The sequence below is a fragment of the Bradyrhizobium sp. USDA3516 genome, from assembly GCF_057651995.1.
On the sequence record NZ_JBYGYN010000003.1, the window covers coordinates 730,365 to 750,173 of the forward strand.

Below are 19,809 nucleotides of genomic sequence, written 5' to 3' on the forward strand. Positions count from 1 at the left end.
CCTACTCCGCAGCCTCGCGGCGCGCCGACGGGCAGGCCTTTTCCAGCGCCTGGTCGATGTCCTCGATGATATCGGAGACATGCTCGATGCCGATCGACAGACGGATCGTTTCCGGCAGCACGCCGGCGGCGCGCTGCTGCTCCGCCGACATCTGGCGATGGGTGGTCGACGCCGGGTGGCAGGCGAGCGACTTGGCATCGCCGATATTGACGAGCCGCGTGATCAGCTTCAGCGCATCGTAAAACGTCTTTCCGGCCTCCATGCCGCCCTTGATGCCGAAGGTGAACAGCGAGGATGCGTTGCCATTCAGGTACTTCTGCACCAGGGGGTAATAGGGGCTGTCCGGGAAGCCGGTGTAATTGACCCAGGCCACGCGCGGATCGCCGCGCAGGAATTCGGCGACCTTGCGGGCGTTCTCGACATGGCGCTCCATGCGCAGCGCCACGGTCTCGATGCCCTGAAGCAGCAGGAAGGCGTTGAACGGCGACAGCACCGAGCCCATGGTGCGCTGATAGACGCTGCGCGCGCGCTCGATATAGGCGGTCTTGCCGAAGCGCTCGGCATAGACCAGGCCATGATAGGAGGCGTCGGGCTTGTTATAGGCCGGGAAGCGGTCGGCGTGCTCGGCCCAGGGGAAGTTTCCGGAATCGACGATGGCGCCGCCCAGCGTGGTGCCGTGGCCGCCCAGGAACTTGGTCAGCGAATGCACCGCGATGTCGGCGCCGTAATCGAACGGCTTGAAGAGGATCGGGGTTGCGACGGTGTTGTCGACGATCAGCGGCACGCCATGCGCGTGGGCGATTTTCGCCAGCGCCTCGATGTCGCAGACATTGCCGGCGGGATTGCCGATGGTCTCGGCGAACACGGCGCGGGTGTTCTCGTCGATCAGCTTCTCGACCGCCTCGGGCTTATCGCTCTCGGCGAAACGGCCGATGATGCCCTGGCGCGGCAGAATGTGGGAGAGCAGCGTGTGCGTGGTGCCGTAGAGCTGCGGCACGGAGACGATGTTGCCGCCGTGATCGGCGACGTTGACGAAGGCGAAATGCAGCGCGGCCTGGCCGGTTGCCACTGCGAGCGCGCCGACGCCGCCTTCGAGCTGGGCGATGCGCTTCTCGAGCACTGCGCTGGTCGGATTGGCGATGCGGCTGTAGCGAAAACCTTCGGTCTCGAGATTGAACAGGGCGGCGCCATGATCGGCGCTATCGAAGGCGTAGGCCGCGGTCTGGTAGATCGGCACGGCTACCGCGTGCGTGGTCGCTTCAGGCTCGTAGCCGGCGTGAATAGCGATCGTCTCGTTGCGCATCGTGCCACCTCCGCGTGGGGCGGGCCGCACTTATTGGCCTAGAATGAGGCATGTGCGTTGTCCGCCGTCCCTCTGTTAGAGGCGGGTGGTAAAGCGGACAATAATTCGCCTAGAGATCGAGGAAGTAACCCTAATGCTTGTTGGCGAGTTAGCTAAAATTCGAGTTAAATTGGATTGATCAATTGGCGACGGCGGCAATGTTCGCTACCGGCGCCATGTGGTGACCGACGCGGCCGCAAGTGCTCTTCATCCGTTTCCCGGATGCGAGCGTGAGCCTCGTCGGATCCTTTTCCGTTCGGACCGGACGATCCTCCATGGGATCAATGGAGCCTTACTCGGCAGCCAATGCCGCTTGCAATTCCGGCTTCTCGCGCGAAGCCTCATGCATGTCATCTGTGGTCGACTTGATCCGGAACCAGGCGGCATAGAGCGCGGGCAGAAACAGCAGGATCAGAACCGTGCCGACGGCGGTGCCGCCGATCAGTGTGTAAGCCATCGACCCCCAGAACACGGAATGCGTGAGCGGGATGAAGGCCAGCACGGCAGCAAGCGCGGTGAGGATCACGGGTCTCGTGCGTTGCACCGTGGCCTCGATGACGGCGTGATAGTCGTCAAGGCCGGCGGCAAGGTTCTCCTTGATCTGTTCGGTCAAGATCAGAGTGTTGCGCATCAGGATGCCCGCCAGTCCAATCAGGCCCAGGATCGCGTTGAACCCGAAGGGCTGGTTGAAGAGGAGCAATGCAGGCACGACGCCGACGAGGCCGAGCGGTCCAGTCAGGACGACCATCGCCATCGTCGAGAACGATCGAACCTGCAGCATGACGACGATCAACATGGCGGCAATCATGGCGGGGAAGATCGTCGCGAGCGCGTCGTTGGCCTTGGTTGCCTCCTCGATCGATCCGCCCAGCTCGATACGATAGCCGGCCGGAAGGGAGGCGATCAGGGGCTGCAGGGCTGCCTCGATCTCCTTGGAGACCTCCGGAGGCTGGGTCGCCTCATTGATGTCGGAGCGTATCGTGACGACGGGGGTGCGATCGCGGCGCTTGAGGATCGGCTCTTCAAGTCGGATTTCCGAATGGCCGACCTGGTCGAGCGGAATCGAACGGCCGTCCCGGCTCATCAGCGAGAAATCCGCCAGACGCGCCGGGTCCAGCCGCTCGCCACCAGCACTGCGCGCCACGATGGGGACATTGCGGATGTCCTCGCGAACCTGGGTCACGGCGATGCCGGTGAGCAGGAACTGGAGTTGACGGCCCACCTCGGCCGGCGACAGGCCGATGAGGTTCAGCCGATCCTGATCCGGGATGAAGCGGAGCACGGGCGTGCGGTTGCCCCAATCTCGATTTGCCTGTCGTACATCGGGAACGCCACGCATGATCTCGAGAGCCTTCTGAGAGATGGTGTACAATTGCGCGGGATCGGGCCCCATCACACGAAACTCCACCGGGAACGGCGTATAGGGTCCGAACACAAGCTGGGTGACGCGCACATTGGCCTCGGGTGCGAGGCCCTGTGATACCGATTGTCGGAGTCGATGCTTCAAAGCCTCGCGCGCCTCCGCATCCGGCGTCAGGACGACGATCTTGGCGAAGGCCGGATCTGGCAGCTCTGGCGCCATCGCGAAGAAGAAGCGCGGCGCGCCCTGACCGACATAGCTCGTGATGATCTTGGCCTCGGGTTGATCGTGCAGCCAGCCCTCGAGCTTCTCGACGGTGCCCGTCGTCGTCTCGATGCTGGTGCCTTCCGGCAGGCGAACCTCCACCAGCACTTCCGGGCGGTCGGAGGTCGGGAAGAACTGCTGCTTGACGCCAGCCATGCCGACGACGGAAAGCGCGAAGGCGACGGCGACGATGCTGCAGGTCAGGAATTTGTGGCGGACCGCGAAGGTGATCAGCCCTCGCAGGCGCTGATAGTTGGGCGTGCCGTAGATCGCGTGGTGACCGCCTTCGACTGGCTTGATCGCGGGCAGCATCTTGACGCCGAGATAGGGCGTGAAGATCACCGCGACGATCCAGGAGACGATGAGGGCGAATCCCACGACCCAGAAGATGTTGCCAGCGTATTCGCCGGCGGTCGAGCGCGCGAATCCCACCGGCAGGAAGCCCGCGATTGTCACGAGCGTTCCGGACAGCATCGGCGCCGCGGTGTGGCTCCACGCATAGGCCGCCGCCGAGATGCGGTCCATGCCTTCTTCCATCTTCACCACCATCACCTCGATCGCGATGATGGCGTCGTCGACGAGAAGACCGAGCGCCAGGATCAGAGCGCCGAGCGTGATGCGGTCGAAGAACCGGCCGGTCTCCAGCATGATCAGGAACACGACGGCGAGCGTCAGGGGCACGGCAGCCGCAACGACGATGCCGACACGCCAGCCGAGGCTGAGCAGGCTCACCAGCAGCACCACGCCCAGCGCCATCGCAAACTTCATCATGAACTCGTCGACCGCCGAGGTGATGTTGACGGCTTGATCGCTGACCTTGGCGAGGCTCATCCCGAGCGGCAGTGTCCGAGCGATCGCCGCAGACCTCTCCTCCAGCGCCTTGCCGAGCGCGAGGCCATTCCAGCCCTCCTGCATCACCGCCGCGAGCATGATGGTAGGCTCGCCCTGGTGCCGGATGATGTAGGTGGGTGGATCCTCGTAGCCGCGGCGGACCTCAGCAATGTCGGACAGCTTCAGCGTCCGCCCGGCAGCGACGATCGGGGTGTCGGCGATCGCCTGGACGCTATCATAAGCGCCGTCGACCCGGATGAAGACCTGCGGCCCCTTGGTATCGATCGAACCGGCTGGCGTCACCGTATTCTGTCGCTGCAGGGCGGCAACGATATCCGTTGCCGACACACCGAGAGTTGCCAGCTTGGCATAGGAGAACTCGACGAAGATCTGTTCGGGACGTTCACCGAGGATGTTGATCTTCTTGACGCCGGGCACGTGCAGGAGATCCTGGCGAATGGTCTCGGCTTGCCTTGCGAGCTCGCGCATCGGCATGCCCTTGGCCTTGAGTGCGTAGAGTCCGAAGCTCACGTCCGAATATTCATCGTTGACGAAGGGGCCGAGCACTCCGGACGGCAGCTTGCGCGCTTCGTCCCCGAGCTTCTTGCGGGCCTGGTAGAACTCCTCCTGCACGCTGGACGGCGGCGTGCTGTCCTTCAGCGTCACCGTCATGTAGGCATAGCCCGGCCGCGTCGTCGTCTCCACCCGGTCGTACCAGGTCAGCTCCTGAATCCGCTTCTCCAGGGGTTCGGCGACCTGGTCCTGCATCTCGCGCGCCGTCGCGCCCGGCCATACGGTGGTGACCGTCAGGGTCTTGATGGTGAAGGACGGGTCCTCGGCCCGCCCGAGCATGAAGAAGGCGTAGGCGCCCGCGGCCGCCAGCAGCAGGATGAAGAACAGGGTGACGGCCCGTTCGCGAACGGCGAGGGCGGAAAGATTGAAGCTCACAACTTGCTCCCGCTTTCCGAGCCAGTCCTGACGCGAGCACCCTCGTGCAGGAGATGAGCGCCGAGCGAAACAATCTGGTCACCGGACTTCGATCCCGAGATAACGGCTGTCTCGCTGGTCACACGCAGCAGCTTGACGGGCCGCAGGCGCACGGTCGAGGTCGCGCTGTCGAAGACCCAGACGCCGGTCGTTCTGCCGTCATCGAGCACAGCGCCCAGCGGCACCTGGACTTCCGGATGATGATCCTGGCTGGCAAGCCGAATGGTGACGGTCGCACCAAGCGGCGCCGCTGCGGCGTCACCATCGAGCACATAGCGGGCCTCATAGGTGCGGGTCTGGGGATCGGCGGAATCCGACAACTGGCGCAGATGCGCGGTAAAGCGCCGCCCGTCGCTCCCATACAGGCTCGCCTCGGCGACCGATCCCATCGCCGGCCGGATGGTTTCGGGCAGCGCCACCACAGCCTCACGAGGACCGGACTGCGCCAGCCGAACCACGGTCTGGCCGGCGGACACCACTTGTCCCGGCTCGCCGAGCGTTTGGGTGACCGTGCCGTCCGCATCCGCCACCAGGACGGAATAGGTCGCCTGGTTCTCGGCGACGCCTGCTTCGGCTTCCGCCGCGGCAAGCTGCGCCTTGGCGGTGTCCGATGCGGCCTTCGCCTGCTCGTAGCGTTGCTTTGAAGTCCATCCGTCGTTCACAAGGTTGGCGTAGCGCCGCTCGTCGGCGTCGGTCTGAACGACAACGGCACGCGCCGCGGCGACCGCGTTGCGCTTCGCGGTGACTGCGAGGCGCAGGTCGGTTTCGTCGATCCGCATCAGCGGCTGGCCGGCCTTCACCGGCTCACCGACATTCACAAGTCGTTCGACGATCTTTCCGGCAACGCGAAAACCGAGATTGCTTTCCACTCGTGCGCCGACCGTTCCGGTGAAACCACGTTCAGATCCGCTGACCCGAGTGGCCGTCACCAGACGGACCATCGGGGGCTCCTGCCTGGGGTCGATCACCGCGGAGGCTTCATGGGAGGGAATGGCAAGCGCAACGAAGGTCGCTACCCCTGCCGGAACCAGGATACCGGCGAGCACCGCAACACCCCTTTTCATGACCCATCTCCTTTGAGAGTTAGATTACATATGACATCTATAACGATGTTAGATTTCGCCCGCAATCTAACTTTTGAGGCGGTAACGGAAGCGTGATCCAAAAACCCCGGAATTTCGCCCCCGGAGCCGGCGAAATCGCGCCGTGCCAATTGATAGATTGCAATCGAACTCTATCTCGGATATAGAAGTTGAACGAAATCCAAAAGGGAGATCCGCGATGCGAGTGAGTCGCACCCAGGCGGCCGAGAACCGCCAAACCGTGATCAATGTGGCGAGTCGCCTTTTCAGGGAGCGCGGCTTTGATGGCATCGGCCTCAAGGATCTGATGAAGGGGGCCGGGCTGACTCAAGGCGCCTTCTACAAGCAGTTCGCTTCAAAAGAGGATCTGGCGGTGGAGGCGTCCAGGCGCGCATTGGAAAGCGCATCCGGCCGATGGTCAGACGCGGCCGCGGCGCATCCTGACGATCCACTCGGCGCCGTGATCGGGTTCTACCTCAGCGGCGACCATCGCGGAGAGAAGATGGACGGCTGCCCGATCGTGGCGCTCGGCTCGGACGCCGCCCGACAGGGCCCCGACGTGAAGGCGGAATTCGAAGCGGGAATCAAAGCCCATCTCGACGTGCTCGGCCGCTTCATCGCCGGAAACGACGGCGAGGCCTCGCGCGGCAAGGCCATGGGCATTCTCGCGACGATGGTCGGCGCGGTGACGCTCTCGCGCGTCGTCAACGACCCCGATCTGGCTCAAGCGCTTTTGGATGCCGCCGCCGAACAGGTTCGAAACGCCGCTGCCGCTTGAATGGGAGGGGCCGGTGTTCGGAGTGAAAATCCGCACGGCCCATTCGCTGATCAAATTAGAAAGAGAACGATGTCAAAAGCAATGGACAACTTCGCCGGAAAATGGGCGCTGGTCACGGGCGCGTCGAGTGGCCTCGGCCTTGAATTCGCAGATCTGCTGGCGGCGCAGAAAGTCAATCTCGTCTTGGCGGCTCGACGGCGAGAGTCGATGGACAAGCTTGCCTCGGATCTCCGCAGCAAATACGGGGTGGATGTGCTGGTCGAGGCGATCAATCTTGCCGCGCCGGGCGCGGCCAACCGCCTGAAAAGCAGTCTCGATGCGAGGTCGGTGACGATCGACATCCTGGTGAACAATGCCGGTTTCGGCTTGCACGGCGATTTCTTGGACACGCCGATCGAGCAAACCGCGAATATGATCCAGCTCAACATCACCACGCTCACAGAGCTGACCTATCTGTTCGGCCGCGACATGGCTCAGCGGCGATCCGGACATATCCTTCTTATCGCCAGCCTCCTGGCCTTCCAGGCCGTTCCCAGCTACGCGGCCTATGCGGCAACCAAGGCTTATGTGCTGGCCTTTGGTGAGGCTCTGCATGACGAACTCCGCCCGCATGGCGTGGTCGTTACCAGTCTCTGCCCGGGGCACACCGCGACGGGCTTCGATGCGGCAGCCGGCGCAACCGCTTCAAGCTTGCTGCGCCTCCTCACCATGAAGCCGCGTCCGGTCGCCGAAAGCGGTATTCGGGCGCTCTTGCAAGGAAAGGCCATGGTGGTCGCAGGCCTGTCGAACAAGATGGCTGCCTTTTCAAATCGTTTGACGCCACGGTCAATGCAAAGGGCCACGATGAAGAAGATAATGGACGCCTGACGTCTGGTGCGGCTGCATGTGGGCGCTTATCGACCAGCGTTCTGCCCACGTGGTTCGGACTAGTTAAGCGTACGTTGTCAAAAACTCGCAGCAGGATTATCGCCCTATCCCATCATCTCCCAGAGCTTGCGCGTGAGCACGCCGACGCGCTTTTCGATTGCGGCTGCGGCATCGAGTGCGAGATCCTCGCGATAGCGGCCGGCAATCAATTGCACGCCGATCGGCTTGCCGTCATGCAGCGCCACCGGCACCACCGCGCCGGGCAGGCCCAGCACGTTGATGGCGGAGATGAAGCGGATCTCGCCCCAGAAGATCTCGCGCACGCGCTCGGCGCTGATTGTGTCCTCACGCGGGCCCGGGGTCGGCTTCACCGTGGTCGGCGTCAGCACGATCGGATAGTCCTCGAAGAACAATTGCCAGGCGCGGATGTGGCCGTTGCGCGCGGCGGTGGCCTGCATCCAGCCCTTGAGGTCGAGCACGTTGGCCTTGGCCTTCATGCCGCCCCAGGACTTGTGAAAATCCTCGGACGTGACCTTCAGCATGGCGGCCTCCTGCATCATCACAGTCTCGTTGGTGATGATGTCGCACCAGGTCTGCCAGACCCCGTTGATATCGGGTACCTCGACCTCGCTGACGCGGTAGCCGGACCGCTCGAGATGATCGGCAGCCTGGCGCAGCGCCGCGGCGACCGACGGATCTACGTCCATGTCCTCGGGGATCTTTGCCAGTGCGACCTTGATCGGCCGCTTCGGCTGCGCGCCGACCAGCGGGGCCGGCACCCACCAGGGATCGCGTGGATCGCGCTGGCTCATCACCTCCAAAGCGAGGCGCACGTCGGCGACGTGGCGCGCGAGCGGCCCCTGCGCCGACATCAGATGCGCCAGCATCGGCCGCTCCGATGTTGCGCTTCCGTTGAAGGCGGGGATGCGGCCCTGCGTCGGCTTGATGGTGGCAACGCCGTTGCAATGCGCCGGCCAGCGCAGCGAGCCGCCGATGTCGTTGCCATGGGCGATGGTGCCGATGCCCGCCGCGACCGCCGAGCCCGCGCCGCCGGAGGAGCCGCCGCAGGTGATGTCGGGATCCCAGGGATTGAGCGTCAGCCCGTGCAGGGGATTGTCGGTGAAGCCGCGGAAGGAGAATTCGGGCGTGTTGGTGAGACCGATGACGATCGCGCCTGATTTCTTCAGGTTGCGCACCACGGGCGCATCCGACGGCGCGACGAGGTCCTTGTTGGCGGGCACACCGTTGAAATTCGGCCGGCCCTCGTAGTCGACATTTTCCTTGATCGTAATCGGCACACCGTGCAGGAGGCCAAGCTCGCCACCCCTGGCGCGCTGCTTGTCGGCCGCGCGGGCCGCTTTGAGTGCTTCCTCACCGAGGTCGACGACGACGGCATTGAGCTTCGGATTGACGGCGTGCATCCGTTCCAGATGCGCCTCGACCGCCTCGACCGCGGAGATGGCGCCGGAGCGGATCGCAGCCGCGGTCTCGACCGCCGACCATTGCCAGGCTGGCCCCTTCGGACGCCGCGGCTTCGCCGAATTGCCGGCAGCGGCCTTTCTGGCCGGCTTGGCGACGGCGCTCTTGCGGCCGGAGCCCACCTTCTTCGAAGCCTTCGCCGTCGTCTTCAACACACTTTTCTTCTTGGTCGCCGTCTTCTTCGCCACGCCGCATCTCCTAGAATTGCGCGGCGGAGGTTAGGGACGCCCCCCCTCTCTGTACAGGTGCGATTCTGCATGGCGCATTGTCGCGACGCTCTGTCGCAATCGCAGCCTTCCGTGAGCAAGCTCCTACACCAACGGTGGATTGAGCCGCGCAAAGCCCTCCTGGACGCGATAGGGATAGTACGGATAAGGCGGCATCACCGCGCTGACCTCGTCGAGCTGCTTGATCTGGTCCGCGCTCAGCGACCAGCCGACGGCGCCGAGATTGTCGCGCAGTTGCGCCTCATCGCGTGCCCCGATGATCACGGAGGAGACCGTGGGACGCGACAGCAGCCAGGCAATCGCGACCTGCGGCACGGTACGGCCGGTCGCCGCGGCAATCGCATCCAGCACGTCAACGACGGCGTAGAGGCGCGCATCGTCGACGGGCGGACCGAACTGTGCGGTGGCATGCAGGCGGCTTCCTTGCGGCAGCGGCTGGCCGCGCCGGATCTTTCCGGTGAGCCTGCCCCAGCCCAGCGGGCTCCAGACCAGTGCGCCGACGCCCTGATCGCGCGCGAGCGGCATCAGCTCCCATTCATAGTCGCGCCCGAGCAGCGAGTAATAGACCTGGTGCGCGACATAGCGGGGCCAGCCATGCCGCTCCGCGATGGCGAGCGACTTCATCAGCTGCCAGCCGGCGAAATTCGAGACGCCGACATAGCGCAGCTTACCGGCGCGCACGAGCATATCGAGCGTGGACAGCACCTCCTCGATCGGCGTGAACGCGTCGAAGGCGTGGAGCTGAAGCAGATCGATATGGTCGGTGCCGAGACGTCGTAGGGCCGCATCGACCGAGGCCAGCAGCCGCGGCCGCGAAGAGCCGGCATCGAGCGGATCCTCGCCCATCGGCAGGCTCATCTTGGTCGAGATCAGCACCTTGTCGCGTCGCCCCTTGATCGCAGCACCGAGGATCTCTTCGGAGGCGCCGTTCGAATAGACGTCGGCGCTGTCGAACAGATTGACGCCGGCATCGAGGCAGATATCGACGAGCCGGCGGGCTTCATCAGTGCCGCTGCGGCCCCAGGCGGAGAACAGCGGCCCCTGCCCGCCGAACGTGCCGGTGCCGAAGCTGAGGACGGGAACTTTGAGCCCGGAAGCGCCGAGATTGCGGTATTCCATGATCGCTCTCCTATTCCGCCGGGCACGCCGCGACTGCAGTCGCCGCGCGATCGAGCTGGAGACTCCACAGCGCCAGAACGAGGCCAATGGCGGTGATGCCGGCCGCGACCAGCGGCAGCGCGGAGAGACCGAACCCGCGGTCGATGGTGATGCCACCGGCCCAGGCGCCGAGCGCGTTGCCGAGATTGAACGCGGCGATGTTGAGGCTGGAGGCGAGCGTCCGGCCGCTGGGACCTGCGGCTTCCAGCACGCGAAGCTGAAGCGGCGCGACGGTCGCGAAGGCGGCGATGCCGAGCAGCAGAATCAGCACGACGCTGATGATCTTGACCGACAGCACCGCGGCCAGGCCAAGCAGCACGATCGCGAGCGCCGCCAGCGTGCCGACCAAGGCGCGCGCCAAGCCAGCGTCGGCCAGCCTGCCGCCGGCGACATTGCCGACCGCAAGGCCGACGCCGAACACCAGCAGGATCGGCGAGACGGCAGCCTCCGAAAATCCGGTGAAGCGCGTCAGGATCGGCTGGATATAGGTGAAGACGACGAACAGGCCGGCGAAGCCGAACACGGTCATGGCAAGACCGAGCAGCACCTGCGGCCGGCCGAGCACGGCGACCTCTTCAGCGAGCGAGATCGGCTTGTCGCCATTGCCGACATGGCCCGGCACGAGCGCGGCGACGACCGCGAACGCGATCACGCCGATGACGGTCACCGCCCAGAACGCCGCGCGCCAGCCGAGCATCAAGCCGAACCAGGCACCGAAGGGCACGCCCAGGAGCGTCGCGACCGTCAGGCCGATGAACATGGTTGATATCGCGGAGGCACGCTTGTCCTCGGCGACGAGGCTGGTGGCCACCACCGAGCCGACGCCGAAGAACGTGCCGTGCGCGAGCGAGGTCAGCACGCGCGCGGCCATCAGCAATTCGTAAGTGGGCGCGAGCGCGCAAGCTGCGTTGCCGAGCGTGAAGATCGCCATCAACGCCAGCAGCACGGTTTTCCGCGGCATTCGCCGCGTCGCCAGCGTTAGCACCGGCGCACCGACGAACACGCCGAGCGCATAGCCTGATATCAGCAGGCCCGCGACCGGCACCGAGACGTGCATGTCGGCGGCGACCTGCAGCAGCAGGCCCATGATGATGAATTCGGTGGTGCCGATGCCGAAGGCACCGGCGGTGAGCGCGAGGACGGCAGGAGGCATGCGTTGCTCCAAGGGATGAGACGAGCCACGCAGATAGCGGCGCTGCCGCCAAACCATTAGAATGTCCGCAATCCAATCATTTGTGACGTGAATTCAACATGGCCCGTTTCGACACCAACCGCTCGGCCGAGATGGAGGTCTTCGTCCGCGTCGTCGACCTCGGCGGCTTCACCCAGGCCGCGCGAAAGCTGCGCCTGACGCCATCGGGCGTCAGCAAGCTGATCTCGCGTCTGGAGGCGCGCCTCGGCGCCCGGCTCGTCAACCGCACCACGCGCAAGCTGACGCTGACGGAGGAAGGCCAGGCGTTCTATCAGCGCGCCATGCGTATTCTCGCCGAGATGGAGGAAGCCGAACGCGAGGCCGCCTCGGGCGCGGCGCCGCGCGGCCGCCTCGCGGTGAACAGCAACATCCCGTTCGGCATGCTGCATCTGATGCCGCTCCTCCCGCGCTTCCTGAAAGAGCACCCCGACATCACGCTCGATCTCGTGCTGACGGACACGACGATCGACCTGATGCAGGAGCGCGCGGACGTCGCCATCCGCGTCGGCCCGTTGCGTGCCTCGCGTCTCATCGCGCGAAAGCTCGGCACCAGCCGCATGGTCGTGGTCGGCGCGCCGGATTATCTCGCCCGCTGCGGCACGCCGAAGATTCCGGCGGATCTCGCCGCACATCGCGGCATCGGCTGGACCTTTCCGCGGATCCGCGGCGGCTGGCCGTTCAAGCGCGGCGACCGCACAGAGGAAGCCGTGCCGCCGCCGGTCGCGCGCGCCAGTGACGGCGAAGCGGCCCGCCGTCTCTGCCTGGGCGGCGTCGGGCTCGCCCGCCTCGCGCTCTTCCACATCGGCCCCGACATCGAGGCCGGCCGCCTTGTGCCGGTGCTGCAAGGCTACAATCCCGGCGACCGCGAAGACATCCACGCCGTCTATGTCGGTCACACCGCCCCGCTCCCGGCACGCGTGCGTGCGTTCATCGATTTCCTCGCCGAGCACGTGCGGGTGAGCGACCCCGCGTTGAAGCGGGCCGGGGATGGGAAGTGGAAGCTGGTGGTGTGAAGCGGCGGCGGAGGGCGCAGGAGAAGCTTGCCCCGGCAGGCTTGCCGAGCCGAAGCAAACGGCAACGAGTCCACCTTCGCCCTGTGGACTCGGCACGACAGCCTAGCGCAAACTCGTTGGCCAAGGCTGGCGGGGGAGAGTGTCAGTCTCGGCATGCCCGGCGAGCCAACGCCGACGAAATAAATTGCTTCTGCCTTGCGGCCTCGCTTCCTAGGCTCGGCCTGTGCTTGACCAATACCAGCGTCCGCACGAGCACGGCCAAGCGTGCGAGTCCGAAAAAGAGGCGACTACGACCATGAGCAATGCCATCACTGCCTCCGGGGAGAAGCCGCTGACTCCGGCCATGCTGCGCGAGTTGTCGGTGCGGTCCAATTGGCAGGGCCTGATCCGTGTGGCCAGCCATTACGGCGTCATCGTCGTTGTGGGCGCGCTGATCTGGCTGGTCTCTTCGCGATACGGAATCGTCTGGGCGTTGCCGCTGGTGGTCGTCCAAGGCTACTTTGTCGCATTCCTGTTCATGGTGGTCCACGAGACCGCGCACAAGACGGCGTTTCGCGGCCGCGCGCTTAATCTCGCCTTCGGTCATCTCTCCTCGTTCGCGGTCGGCTTGCCTTATGAATATTACTGCTTATTCCACTGGGATCATCATCGCTATACGCAGGATCCAAAGAGGGATCCGGAACTGCTGTCGGTTCCGATCCCAACCTCGGACGCGCAACTGATGATCGTCTACAGCGGCTTGCGGCAGGTTGCCTTCCGGGTGGGGCTGATGCTTCGCCATGCGTTGACCGGCAACGCCACGTCACCGTGGATTCCTGAAAGCAAACGCCACATTGTGGTGACAGAAGCGCGTCTCCATCTGGCAGGCTACGTCGCGCTGTTGCTGGCATCGATCGCGTTGCACACTTTGATCCTGTTGTGGGTCTGGGTCGTCCCGGTGCTCGTCGGTCAATTGTTTCTGCGTCCGTACCTTCTTGCCGAACACACCGGCTGTGATCGCACGCGCAGCGCCTTCCAGAACACCCGCACCACCTATACCGCCATGTTCGTGCGCTGGTTCGCATGGAACATGCCCTATCATGTCGAGCACCATGCCTATCCTTCGATTCCTTTCCATGCGCTGCCGAAGCTGAACCGGATCGTCGCCGATCGGATCGTCTACCGGGGCCCAGGCTACATCGCAGTGACGCGGCAGACGTGGGCCTGGTTTCGCCGCGCACGCAACGGCATCGAAAGCCCGATCGGTTCTGATTGAATCGGGATCAGGGCTTGACGAAAGCCAGCAGAGTGCCGTTGCCACAGGCGATGCTGCGCTCAAGGCGTGAGCAGCTTGATGAATTTATCGCCCCAGTCACGGTCGGAAGCCGTTGGCTTGCGCAAAAAGTGGACGGCGAGGCCTTGTCGATTAATTGCTTCATGGTCTTCCATCTTCAGACGATCCTATCGTTAAGGTCGATCACCTCCGGTCGCCGGCATCACAGGGGTTTGGCATGCGATCAACAATGGCTCTTCGCTCCGCCGTGTTCGTATTATCTGCGTCCTTCCTGTTCTCGTCGCCCGCGCGCGCGACAGCCGAGGAATTGCTGAAGGCGCGGCTCGCCCAGAATCTCGGGCCGATTTCGGGACTGGCGATTGTCGCCCATGCGAAGGGCATTTTCGCCAAGCACGGGCTCGACATCTCCGTCGCCAATTTCACCAGCGGAAAGCAGTGCCTCGATACGGTGCTTGGGGGAGGAGCGGATATCGCGACAACCGCTGAGGCACCGGTCACTGCGGCCGCGATGGCGCAACAGCCGATCGCCTTCGTGGCAGGGATGGAATATTCCGATCTCAAGACCATGACCGCAGCGTCTGCCCGTATCAAGACGAAGGCCGATCTGCGCGGAAAGCGTATCGGCTTCACGGCCGGGACTGGCAGCGAAGTCTACACGTCGGTTCTGTTGAAAGCGGCGGGCCTGACGGCGAAGGACGTGACGCTGGTCAATTTGCGGCCTCAGGAGATGCTCCCCGCCATGGCGGCCGGCAGTATCGATGCGTTCGATACCTGGGAGCCGCACGTCGCGAATGCGAGGAAGGTTCTTGGCGAGGCCGCCATCCCGCTTGACACCAAAGGTCTCTATTCTGAGACCTTCAATATCGTCGTTACGCAGCCTTACCTCGCGGCCAACCCGGCGATCGTCGGCAAGTTCCTGGCCTCCCTCATCGAGGCGGAAGGCTGGCTCAAGGCGCATCCAGATGAAGCGATCGATGTCATCGCCGCAGCGACCGGGATGAAGCGCGATGAATTGGCCTCGATCTGGTCGGACTATGTCTATCACGTCCGCCTCGACGACAGGATTCTCACGACCTTGAAGACCCATGCCGCATGGCGGCTCGAGACCGGCAATCATCCTCCTGGAGCGAGCATGCCCGATTTCTCGAAAGTCCTGGTGACCGCGCCGCTGAAGGCGCTCGACCCGGCTCGGGTCACGCTGGCGGCAAATCCGTGAGCGGCCGCGGACACAGCAATGCGAGCGCGGCCGGAAGGCTGAGCGTATTGGTCGCCGTCCTCTCCGTGCCCGCTTTCACAGGCCTGTGGGAACTGGTGGCACGTTCCGGCATCGTGAACGCCGTGCTGTTTCCGCCACCGTCGACGGTCGCCGTCGCCGTTCTCGAATGGATCCGAAGCGGACAATTTTTCGGGGACCTGATGGCGAGCCTGGCGCGCGTGGCCGGGGGATTTGCGATCGGAGCCGCAGGCGGGATCGTGCTTGGCGTCCTGACTGGCCAGTTCCGGCTGGTGTCCAGCCTGCTCTCGCCGTTGTTTCACATTCTCCGTCCCATTCCACCCATCGCCTTCGTGCCGATCGTCATCCTCTGGTTTGGCCTCTCGGAGGCGGGCAAGCTCTTCCTGGTCGTTTGGGGCGTGTTCTTCACGGTATGGCTCGCGACCCACATCGGGGTGCAGAAAGTCGACCGCGGACTTATCCGTGCCGCCCAGATGCTCGGCACGCCGCAGCCGCAGATGCTGGGGGAGATCGTTTTTCTCGGCGCGCTGCCCTATATCACCGTCGGTCTTCGGACCGCGGTGAGCATCTCCTTCTACACGCTGGTCGCTGCCGAGCTCGCGGGTGCGTTCGCCGGTATCGTCTACCGTATCGAAATCGCGCAACAGAACATGCAAACGGGTCAGGTGATGGGAGGCCTGGCAGCTCTCGGGCTGCTGTCCTTCGTCGCCGACCGTTCCTTCGCAATTCTTGCCGAACGTGCCGTGTGGTGGCGATGACCCCTAGCCTGCTTCGTCCAGACCAGCCGCTCAGGCTCGTGGATACGAATTCGCCTTCCCCCCCGGTGCTTCAGCCGATCATCGGGGTCGAGGAGCTCAGCATCGTCTTCGATGGGCCCAGCGGACAGGTCATCGCGGTCGACCGCGTATCGCTGGCGGTAGCCCAGGGGGAATTCGTATCGATCGTAGGTCCATCCGGCTGCGGCAAGTCGACGCTCCTGAATGCGATGGCCGGCCTCGAGCAACCGTTCGAAGGCCAGGTGCTCGTAGCCGGCGAAGTCATGCGCGCACCACGGCCCGAGATCGGGATGGTCTTTCAGCAGCCACATCTGTTTCCGTGGAAATCGGTGCGCCGGAACATCGCGCACGGGCCGCGCGCCCTCGGCAAGCCGAAGGCGGAGGCGCTGCGGATCGCCGACGGCCTCATCGAGACGATCGGGCTGACCAGATTTGCGTCGGCATACCCGCACACGCTATCGGGAGGCATGCAGCAGCGTGTTGCGATTGCCCGTGCGCTCGCCAATCAGCCGCGTGTGCTGTTGATGGACGAGCCTTTCGGAGCGCTGGATGCGCAGACCAGAGCGGTCATGCAGGACAATCTGCTCGAGCTCCGCGAGCGGATCAACGCAACGATCGTCTTCGTCACGCACGACATTGATGAAGCGATCCTTCTTGCCGACCGTGTGCTGATCATGAGCGCCGGACCAGGCCGCATCCTCAGGGATCTTCAGGTGAGCCTGCCGCGGCCGCGCTCCAGCGCCATCGTCGCGGAGGCCGCCTACCTCGCCCTCAAGCGGGATTGCCTCGACCTGATCCGCTCGGAAGGCCGCAAGGCGTTCGAGCAACTGGAAATCAGGACGTAGGCGCCTGATGCCGGTCTCTGGCATGGCTCTTGAATGATTTTCCCTTGCGGCGGCAAGGGAGCGAGCACATGTCAGCGGCAAGTCTCGGCAAAGCGACCGGTATCATGCTGGCCGGATCGGATGCTCTGGTCGGGTCGCTGCCCAGCCTGCTGGATCCGCTGTGCGAGGCTGACCGGCGTCGTGTCCTCGCCATCGGCCGCGAGGAAATCCTGCAGGCAGGCAAGCATGTCTGGCGCCAGGGCGATCTGCAGAACGGCATTTATCTGATCGAAGAGGGGCGTATTCGCAGCTACTACGCGGCGCCTTCCGGACGCGAGGTGACGCTGGCCTACTGGTTCGCCGGCAATTTCGTCGGCGGCCCGGATCTGTTCGGTACTGGCGCCCACGTATGGTCTTCGGTTGCAGTGGAACGGAGCCGAGTGACATTCTTGCCCGGCCCAGCCCTGCGCGCACTGGCGCTTCAATCGGCGAGCATTGCGGTCGCGCTGCTGGATGCGCTCGCCTTCAAGGCACGGTGCTACTCGGCCATGGCGCAAATGCTGGGGACCCGCTCGGTGACCGAGCGGCTGCATCGTCTGTTGGTCTTCCTCTCGAAGATCTACGGTTCGCAGCAGGGCCGCGAGATCGTGATCGGGATCCCGTTCACGCATGGTGATCTCGCCAATCTGATCGGCTCAACCCGCCAATGGGTGACAGTGCAGCTTTCCCGCATGCAGGCAAGAGGCGTCATCCGTTATCACCGGGGCCTGATTGTGATTCTCAATCTGCGCGCGCTCGATCTCGAAGTCGTCTAGAACATGATCCGGCAAAGTGTGTAGCGGTTTTCCGAAAAGATTGTGCTGAACAGTAACCTAAAGCGCGATGACGATTCATCCCAATCGCATCGCGCTTTAGGAGACGGCCATCGGATACACTTTTAGATCGAACAGTCCGGCCTTCGCATCGGGCAGCCATCGCTCGGCAAGGTCGAGAAGAGCATGGTCGCGCCACGCAGGCGCTAGCAAAGTGATGCCCATCGGCATGCCGTTGCCGAGCGTTGCGTTGGGAACTGCCACCGCGCACAAGTCCACGAGATTGACAAAATAGGAGTAGTAGCCGAGGCGGTTGTTGAGCGTGATGGGATCTTCCGTCATCTCCGCGATCGTGAAGGGGCGTGGCGCGGTCGGTACCACCAGGACATCGATATCCTCGAAAAGCGTTTGGATCTGGCGTCGCAGCTTCAAGAGTCGATGTTGCGCGGCGAACGCATCTGTTGCGGAAAACCGGGCAGCTGCGCTCAGCACGTTGCGGATGACGTCAAGCAGATCTCCATGATCGATGTCCAGGAGCTTGCTGATCGCCGCATGACGTTCCGCAATCCAAGGCCCTGAAAAGAGCATTTCACCGGCTTCGGCGAAGGGCGCGAAGTCGATTTGTCTGGCTTGGCCTCCCAGCCCCGAAAGCCTCGTGCAGGCCTGCCTGTAAAGGTCATCGCATTCCGGCATGCCGAATGAATTGAGATGACCGGCAGAGATCTGGCCGAACCGGAATTTGCGAACAGATGGGGAGGACGAGGCAGCCCGTTGGCGGCTATAGGGATCGCTATCGTCGAATCCTTCGATCAACCCGAGCAGAATTCGACCCTCGGCAATCGAATTGCAGAAAATCGAGGGGCAATCGAGGGTCGGACAGTTCGGCACAAGCCCCCGGGACGAGACGAGGCCGACGGTTGGCTTTATCCCGATGATTCCGTTGAAACCTGCGGGAATCCGGCCCGAGCCGCCGGTATCTGTGCCGAGAGCGAAGGCAACATGGCCGGATGCTACGGCAGCAGCCGAGCCGGAGCTCGAACCGCCGGAGACATACAGATCGTTTGCCGCACTGGAACAGGCGCCATAGGGGGAGCGGGCGCCGGACAGTCCGGTCGCGAACTGATCCAGGTTGGTTTTGCCAAGACAGATCGCACCCGCCGCCGTCAATCTCTCGACGCATCTGGCCGATTGCGTAGCCATATATTCGAATGACGGACAGGCTGCCGTCGTTGGCATGGCCTCAACGTCAATATTGTCCTTGACACCGAATGGCACGCCAAGGAGCGGCAGGACTTCACCCTCTTCCGCTCGTTGCACAAGGGCATCAACCTCAGCCAGCGCTTCTTCCATGGGCCGCACATAGATCCAGCAATTGCGGTGCCGGTCCCGCTCGATGCGCTCATAGGCGCTTGTGATGATGGAGGCCAACTCGGCACGGGAACGGAAGGGTCGGCTCTGCGCGGATAGGATGGCTTGCGGCACGGAATAGGCTCCTGAGGGCATGACCGCACGAATATGAAGCCGCTGCCCAACGATGAAAGCAACTAAGCGCCTCCGTGCTGAGCTGCCTATCGAACGACGGCCAGTTGTCGGCCCGAAGGCCGCAGCCAATCGCTTGTTGCCGGATTGCGGAGACGGTCGTTTGGTGGGAGCTTTCTGGCGTCCAAATCGCGCCAATGGCGGAGAGAGTGGGATTCGAACCCACGGTACGGTTTCCCGCACACACGCTTTCCAAGCGTGCGCCTTAAGCCACTCGGCCATCTCTCCGGAGCGCCCTCTCTTGAAGGGGCGCCGCCGATTTTGCAAGGGATCGCGGAGATATCCGGCGATTTTTCCGCAACTTATTGTATTTACAGGATAATATCTTGCCTCACACCTGCTGTGACACGTCTGCCGGCTGAACCGCAGGCAGGTTTGGCGCGACGATTCACGGCAAGCCGCCAAACACGACCGGGGACGCCATGACCATCTACACGACCATCGCCACCATCGGCCTGATTTCGGCCCTCGGCTCCACCTTTGCCACCCCGACCCTGGCCCAGGTCTGCACCCGGCAGGGCGTCGACGTCAGCTGCGACGACGGCCGGCGCGGGGTGCTGTCGGGCAATACCATCCTCTGGCCGGACGGCACGCGATCGAGCTCGGTGCCGCACCAGAGCGTGATCGTCGGCAATAAGAGCTCGGTGCATGTCGGGACCGGCGTGTTCGTCGGTCAGGGCAAGGGCGTGGTGCCGCTGGATGATCCGAACGCGCCGAACAAGCGGCAATGCGCGATCCTGGACGGCGTGTCGTACTGCTATTGAGGGGCGC

At 63.8% G+C, this 19,809-nt stretch carries 16 protein-coding genes and 1 tRNA gene; 9 read left to right on the forward strand and 8 right to left on the reverse strand.

All coding sequences use genetic code 11. The features are described 5' to 3' along the window. Nucleotide 1: 1 nt before the first annotated feature. The 3 genes from AC24YW_RS13700 to AC24YW_RS13710 all read right to left on the reverse strand — a co-directional run bounded on the left by AC24YW_RS13700 (nt 2) and on the right by AC24YW_RS13710 (nt 5,848). Entirely contained in the window at nt 2–1,303 is a 1,302-nt protein-coding gene (locus tag AC24YW_RS13700; protein WP_487483216.1) for an O-acetylhomoserine aminocarboxypropyltransferase/cysteine synthase family protein, read from the reverse strand. Nucleotides 1,304–1,634: 331 nt separating this feature from the next. Further along, complete coding sequence (locus tag AC24YW_RS13705; RefSeq protein WP_487483217.1) at nt 1,635–4,745, reverse strand: efflux RND transporter permease subunit; 3,111 nt, start codon at nt 4,743–4,745, stop codon at nt 1,635–1,637. Continuing rightward, on the reverse strand, nt 4,742–5,848 hold the full coding sequence (locus AC24YW_RS13710; RefSeq protein ID WP_487483218.1) for an efflux RND transporter periplasmic adaptor subunit: 1,107 nt from the start codon (nt 5,846–5,848) through the stop codon (nt 4,742–4,744). The genes AC24YW_RS13705 and AC24YW_RS13710 overlap by 4 nt, the downstream gene beginning before the upstream one ends. Nucleotides 5,849–6,065: 217 nt before the next feature. Between AC24YW_RS13710 and AC24YW_RS13715 the strand changes: the two genes are divergently transcribed. Both AC24YW_RS13715 and AC24YW_RS13720 read left to right on the forward strand, forming a co-directional pair. After that, nucleotides 6,066–6,644: a TetR/AcrR family transcriptional regulator gene (locus AC24YW_RS13715; protein WP_487483313.1), complete on the forward strand. Its 579-nt coding sequence runs from the start codon at nt 6,066–6,068 to the stop codon at nt 6,642–6,644. Nucleotides 6,645–6,713: 69 nt separating this feature from the next. Next, on the forward strand, nt 6,714–7,511 hold the full coding sequence (locus AC24YW_RS13720) for an SDR family NAD(P)-dependent oxidoreductase (protein WP_487483219.1): 798 nt from the start codon (nt 6,714–6,716) through the stop codon (nt 7,509–7,511). 104 nt (nt 7,512–7,615) lie between these two features. On the opposite strand, the gene AC24YW_RS13725 is transcribed toward AC24YW_RS13720, so the two are convergent. The 3 genes from AC24YW_RS13725 to AC24YW_RS13735 form a co-directional block, all read right to left on the reverse strand. Continuing rightward, nucleotides 7,616–9,178 (reverse strand): amidase family protein, encoded by a 1,563-nt coding sequence (locus AC24YW_RS13725; protein ID WP_487483220.1) that lies wholly within the window; start codon nt 9,176–9,178, stop codon nt 7,616–7,618. A gap of 123 nt (nt 9,179–9,301) precedes the next feature. Continuing rightward, complete coding sequence (locus tag AC24YW_RS13730; RefSeq protein ID WP_487483221.1) at nt 9,302–10,336, reverse strand: aldo/keto reductase; 1,035 nt, start codon at nt 10,334–10,336, stop codon at nt 9,302–9,304. Nucleotides 10,337–10,346: 10 nt separating this feature from the next. Beyond that, nucleotides 10,347–11,528, reverse strand: a complete 1,182-nt coding sequence (locus tag AC24YW_RS13735; protein ID WP_487483222.1) for an MFS transporter — start codon at nt 11,526–11,528, stop codon at nt 10,347–10,349. Nucleotides 11,529–11,626: 98 nt separating this feature from the next. Between AC24YW_RS13735 and AC24YW_RS13740 the strand changes: the two genes are divergently transcribed. The 6 genes from AC24YW_RS13740 (at nt 11,627) to AC24YW_RS13765 (ending at nt 17,502) form a co-directional block, all read left to right on the forward strand. After that, on the forward strand, nt 11,627–12,580 hold the full coding sequence (locus AC24YW_RS13740; protein WP_487483223.1) for a LysR family transcriptional regulator: 954 nt from the start codon (nt 11,627–11,629) through the stop codon (nt 12,578–12,580). 295 nt (nt 12,581–12,875) lie between these two features. Next, nucleotides 12,876–13,835: a fatty acid desaturase gene (locus AC24YW_RS13745; RefSeq protein ID WP_487483224.1), complete on the forward strand. Its 960-nt coding sequence runs from the start codon at nt 12,876–12,878 to the stop codon at nt 13,833–13,835. A 247-nt stretch (nt 13,836–14,082) separates the two neighbouring features. Continuing rightward, nucleotides 14,083–15,069 (forward strand): ABC transporter substrate-binding protein, encoded by a 987-nt coding sequence (locus tag AC24YW_RS13750; protein WP_487483225.1) that lies wholly within the window; start codon nt 14,083–14,085, stop codon nt 15,067–15,069. After that, nucleotides 15,066–15,845 carry an ABC transporter permease gene (locus AC24YW_RS13755; RefSeq protein WP_487483226.1) on the forward strand — a complete coding sequence of 260 codons (780 nt, stop codon included), beginning with the start codon at nt 15,066–15,068 and terminating at the stop codon, nt 15,843–15,845. The genes AC24YW_RS13750 and AC24YW_RS13755 overlap by 4 nt, the downstream gene beginning before the upstream one ends. Further along, nucleotides 15,833–16,708, forward strand: a complete 876-nt coding sequence (locus tag AC24YW_RS13760; protein ID WP_487483227.1) for an ABC transporter ATP-binding protein — start codon at nt 15,833–15,835, stop codon at nt 16,706–16,708. The genes AC24YW_RS13755 and AC24YW_RS13760 overlap by 13 nt, the downstream gene beginning before the upstream one ends. A gap of 68 nt (nt 16,709–16,776) precedes the next feature. Then, nucleotides 16,777–17,502 carry a Crp/Fnr family transcriptional regulator gene (locus tag AC24YW_RS13765; RefSeq protein ID WP_487483228.1) on the forward strand — a complete coding sequence of 242 codons (726 nt, stop codon included), beginning with the start codon at nt 16,777–16,779 and terminating at the stop codon, nt 17,500–17,502. A gap of 96 nt (nt 17,503–17,598) precedes the next feature. Here AC24YW_RS13765 and atzF read toward each other — a convergent pair whose 3' ends face one another. Both atzF and AC24YW_RS13775 read right to left on the reverse strand, forming a co-directional pair. After that, on the reverse strand, nt 17,599–18,981 hold the full coding sequence (gene atzF, locus AC24YW_RS13770) for an allophanate hydrolase (protein WP_487483229.1): 1,383 nt from the start codon (nt 18,979–18,981) through the stop codon (nt 17,599–17,601). 195 nt (nt 18,982–19,176) lie between these two features. Then, a tRNA-Ser gene (locus tag AC24YW_RS13775) sits at nt 19,177–19,266 on the reverse strand. A gap of 194 nt (nt 19,267–19,460) precedes the next feature. Between AC24YW_RS13775 and AC24YW_RS13780 the strand changes: the two genes are divergently transcribed. Next, nucleotides 19,461–19,802, forward strand: coding sequence for a hypothetical protein (locus tag AC24YW_RS13780; RefSeq protein ID WP_487483230.1), 342 nt, complete (start codon nt 19,461–19,463; stop codon nt 19,800–19,802). The last annotated feature ends 7 nt before the right edge of the window (nt 19,803–19,809 follow it).

Bases quoted from the DNA above. Each gene is read 5' to 3' on its own strand.
- AC24YW_RS13700 (WP_487483216.1), bottom strand. From the start codon at position 1,303: ATGCGCAACGAGACGATCGCTATTCACGCCGGCTACGAGCCTGAAGCG.
- AC24YW_RS13750 (WP_487483225.1), top strand. From the start codon at position 14,083: ATGGCTCTTCGCTCCGCCGTGTTCGTATTATCTGCGTCCTTCCTGTTC.
- AC24YW_RS13720 (WP_487483219.1), top strand. From the start codon at position 6,714: ATGTCAAAAGCAATGGACAACTTCGCCGGAAAATGGGCGCTGGTCACG.
- AC24YW_RS13780 (WP_487483230.1), top strand. From the start codon at position 19,461: ATGACCATCTACACGACCATCGCCACCATCGGCCTGATTTCGGCCCTC.
- AC24YW_RS13715 (WP_487483313.1), top strand. From the start codon at position 6,066: ATGCGAGTGAGTCGCACCCAGGCGGCCGAGAACCGCCAAACCGTGATC.
- AC24YW_RS13765 (WP_487483228.1), top strand. From the start codon at position 16,777: ATGTCAGCGGCAAGTCTCGGCAAAGCGACCGGTATCATGCTGGCCGGA.
- AC24YW_RS13740 (WP_487483223.1), top strand. From the start codon at position 11,627: ATGGCCCGTTTCGACACCAACCGCTCGGCCGAGATGGAGGTCTTCGTC.
- AC24YW_RS13730 (WP_487483221.1), bottom strand. From the start codon at position 10,336: ATGGAATACCGCAATCTCGGCGCTTCCGGGCTCAAAGTTCCCGTCCTC.
- AC24YW_RS13745 (WP_487483224.1), top strand. From the start codon at position 12,876: ATGAGCAATGCCATCACTGCCTCCGGGGAGAAGCCGCTGACTCCGGCC.
- AC24YW_RS13710 (WP_487483218.1), bottom strand. From the start codon at position 5,848: ATGAAAAGGGGTGTTGCGGTGCTCGCCGGTATCCTGGTTCCGGCAGGG.
- AC24YW_RS13735 (WP_487483222.1), bottom strand. From the start codon at position 11,528: ATGCCTCCTGCCGTCCTCGCGCTCACCGCCGGTGCCTTCGGCATCGGC.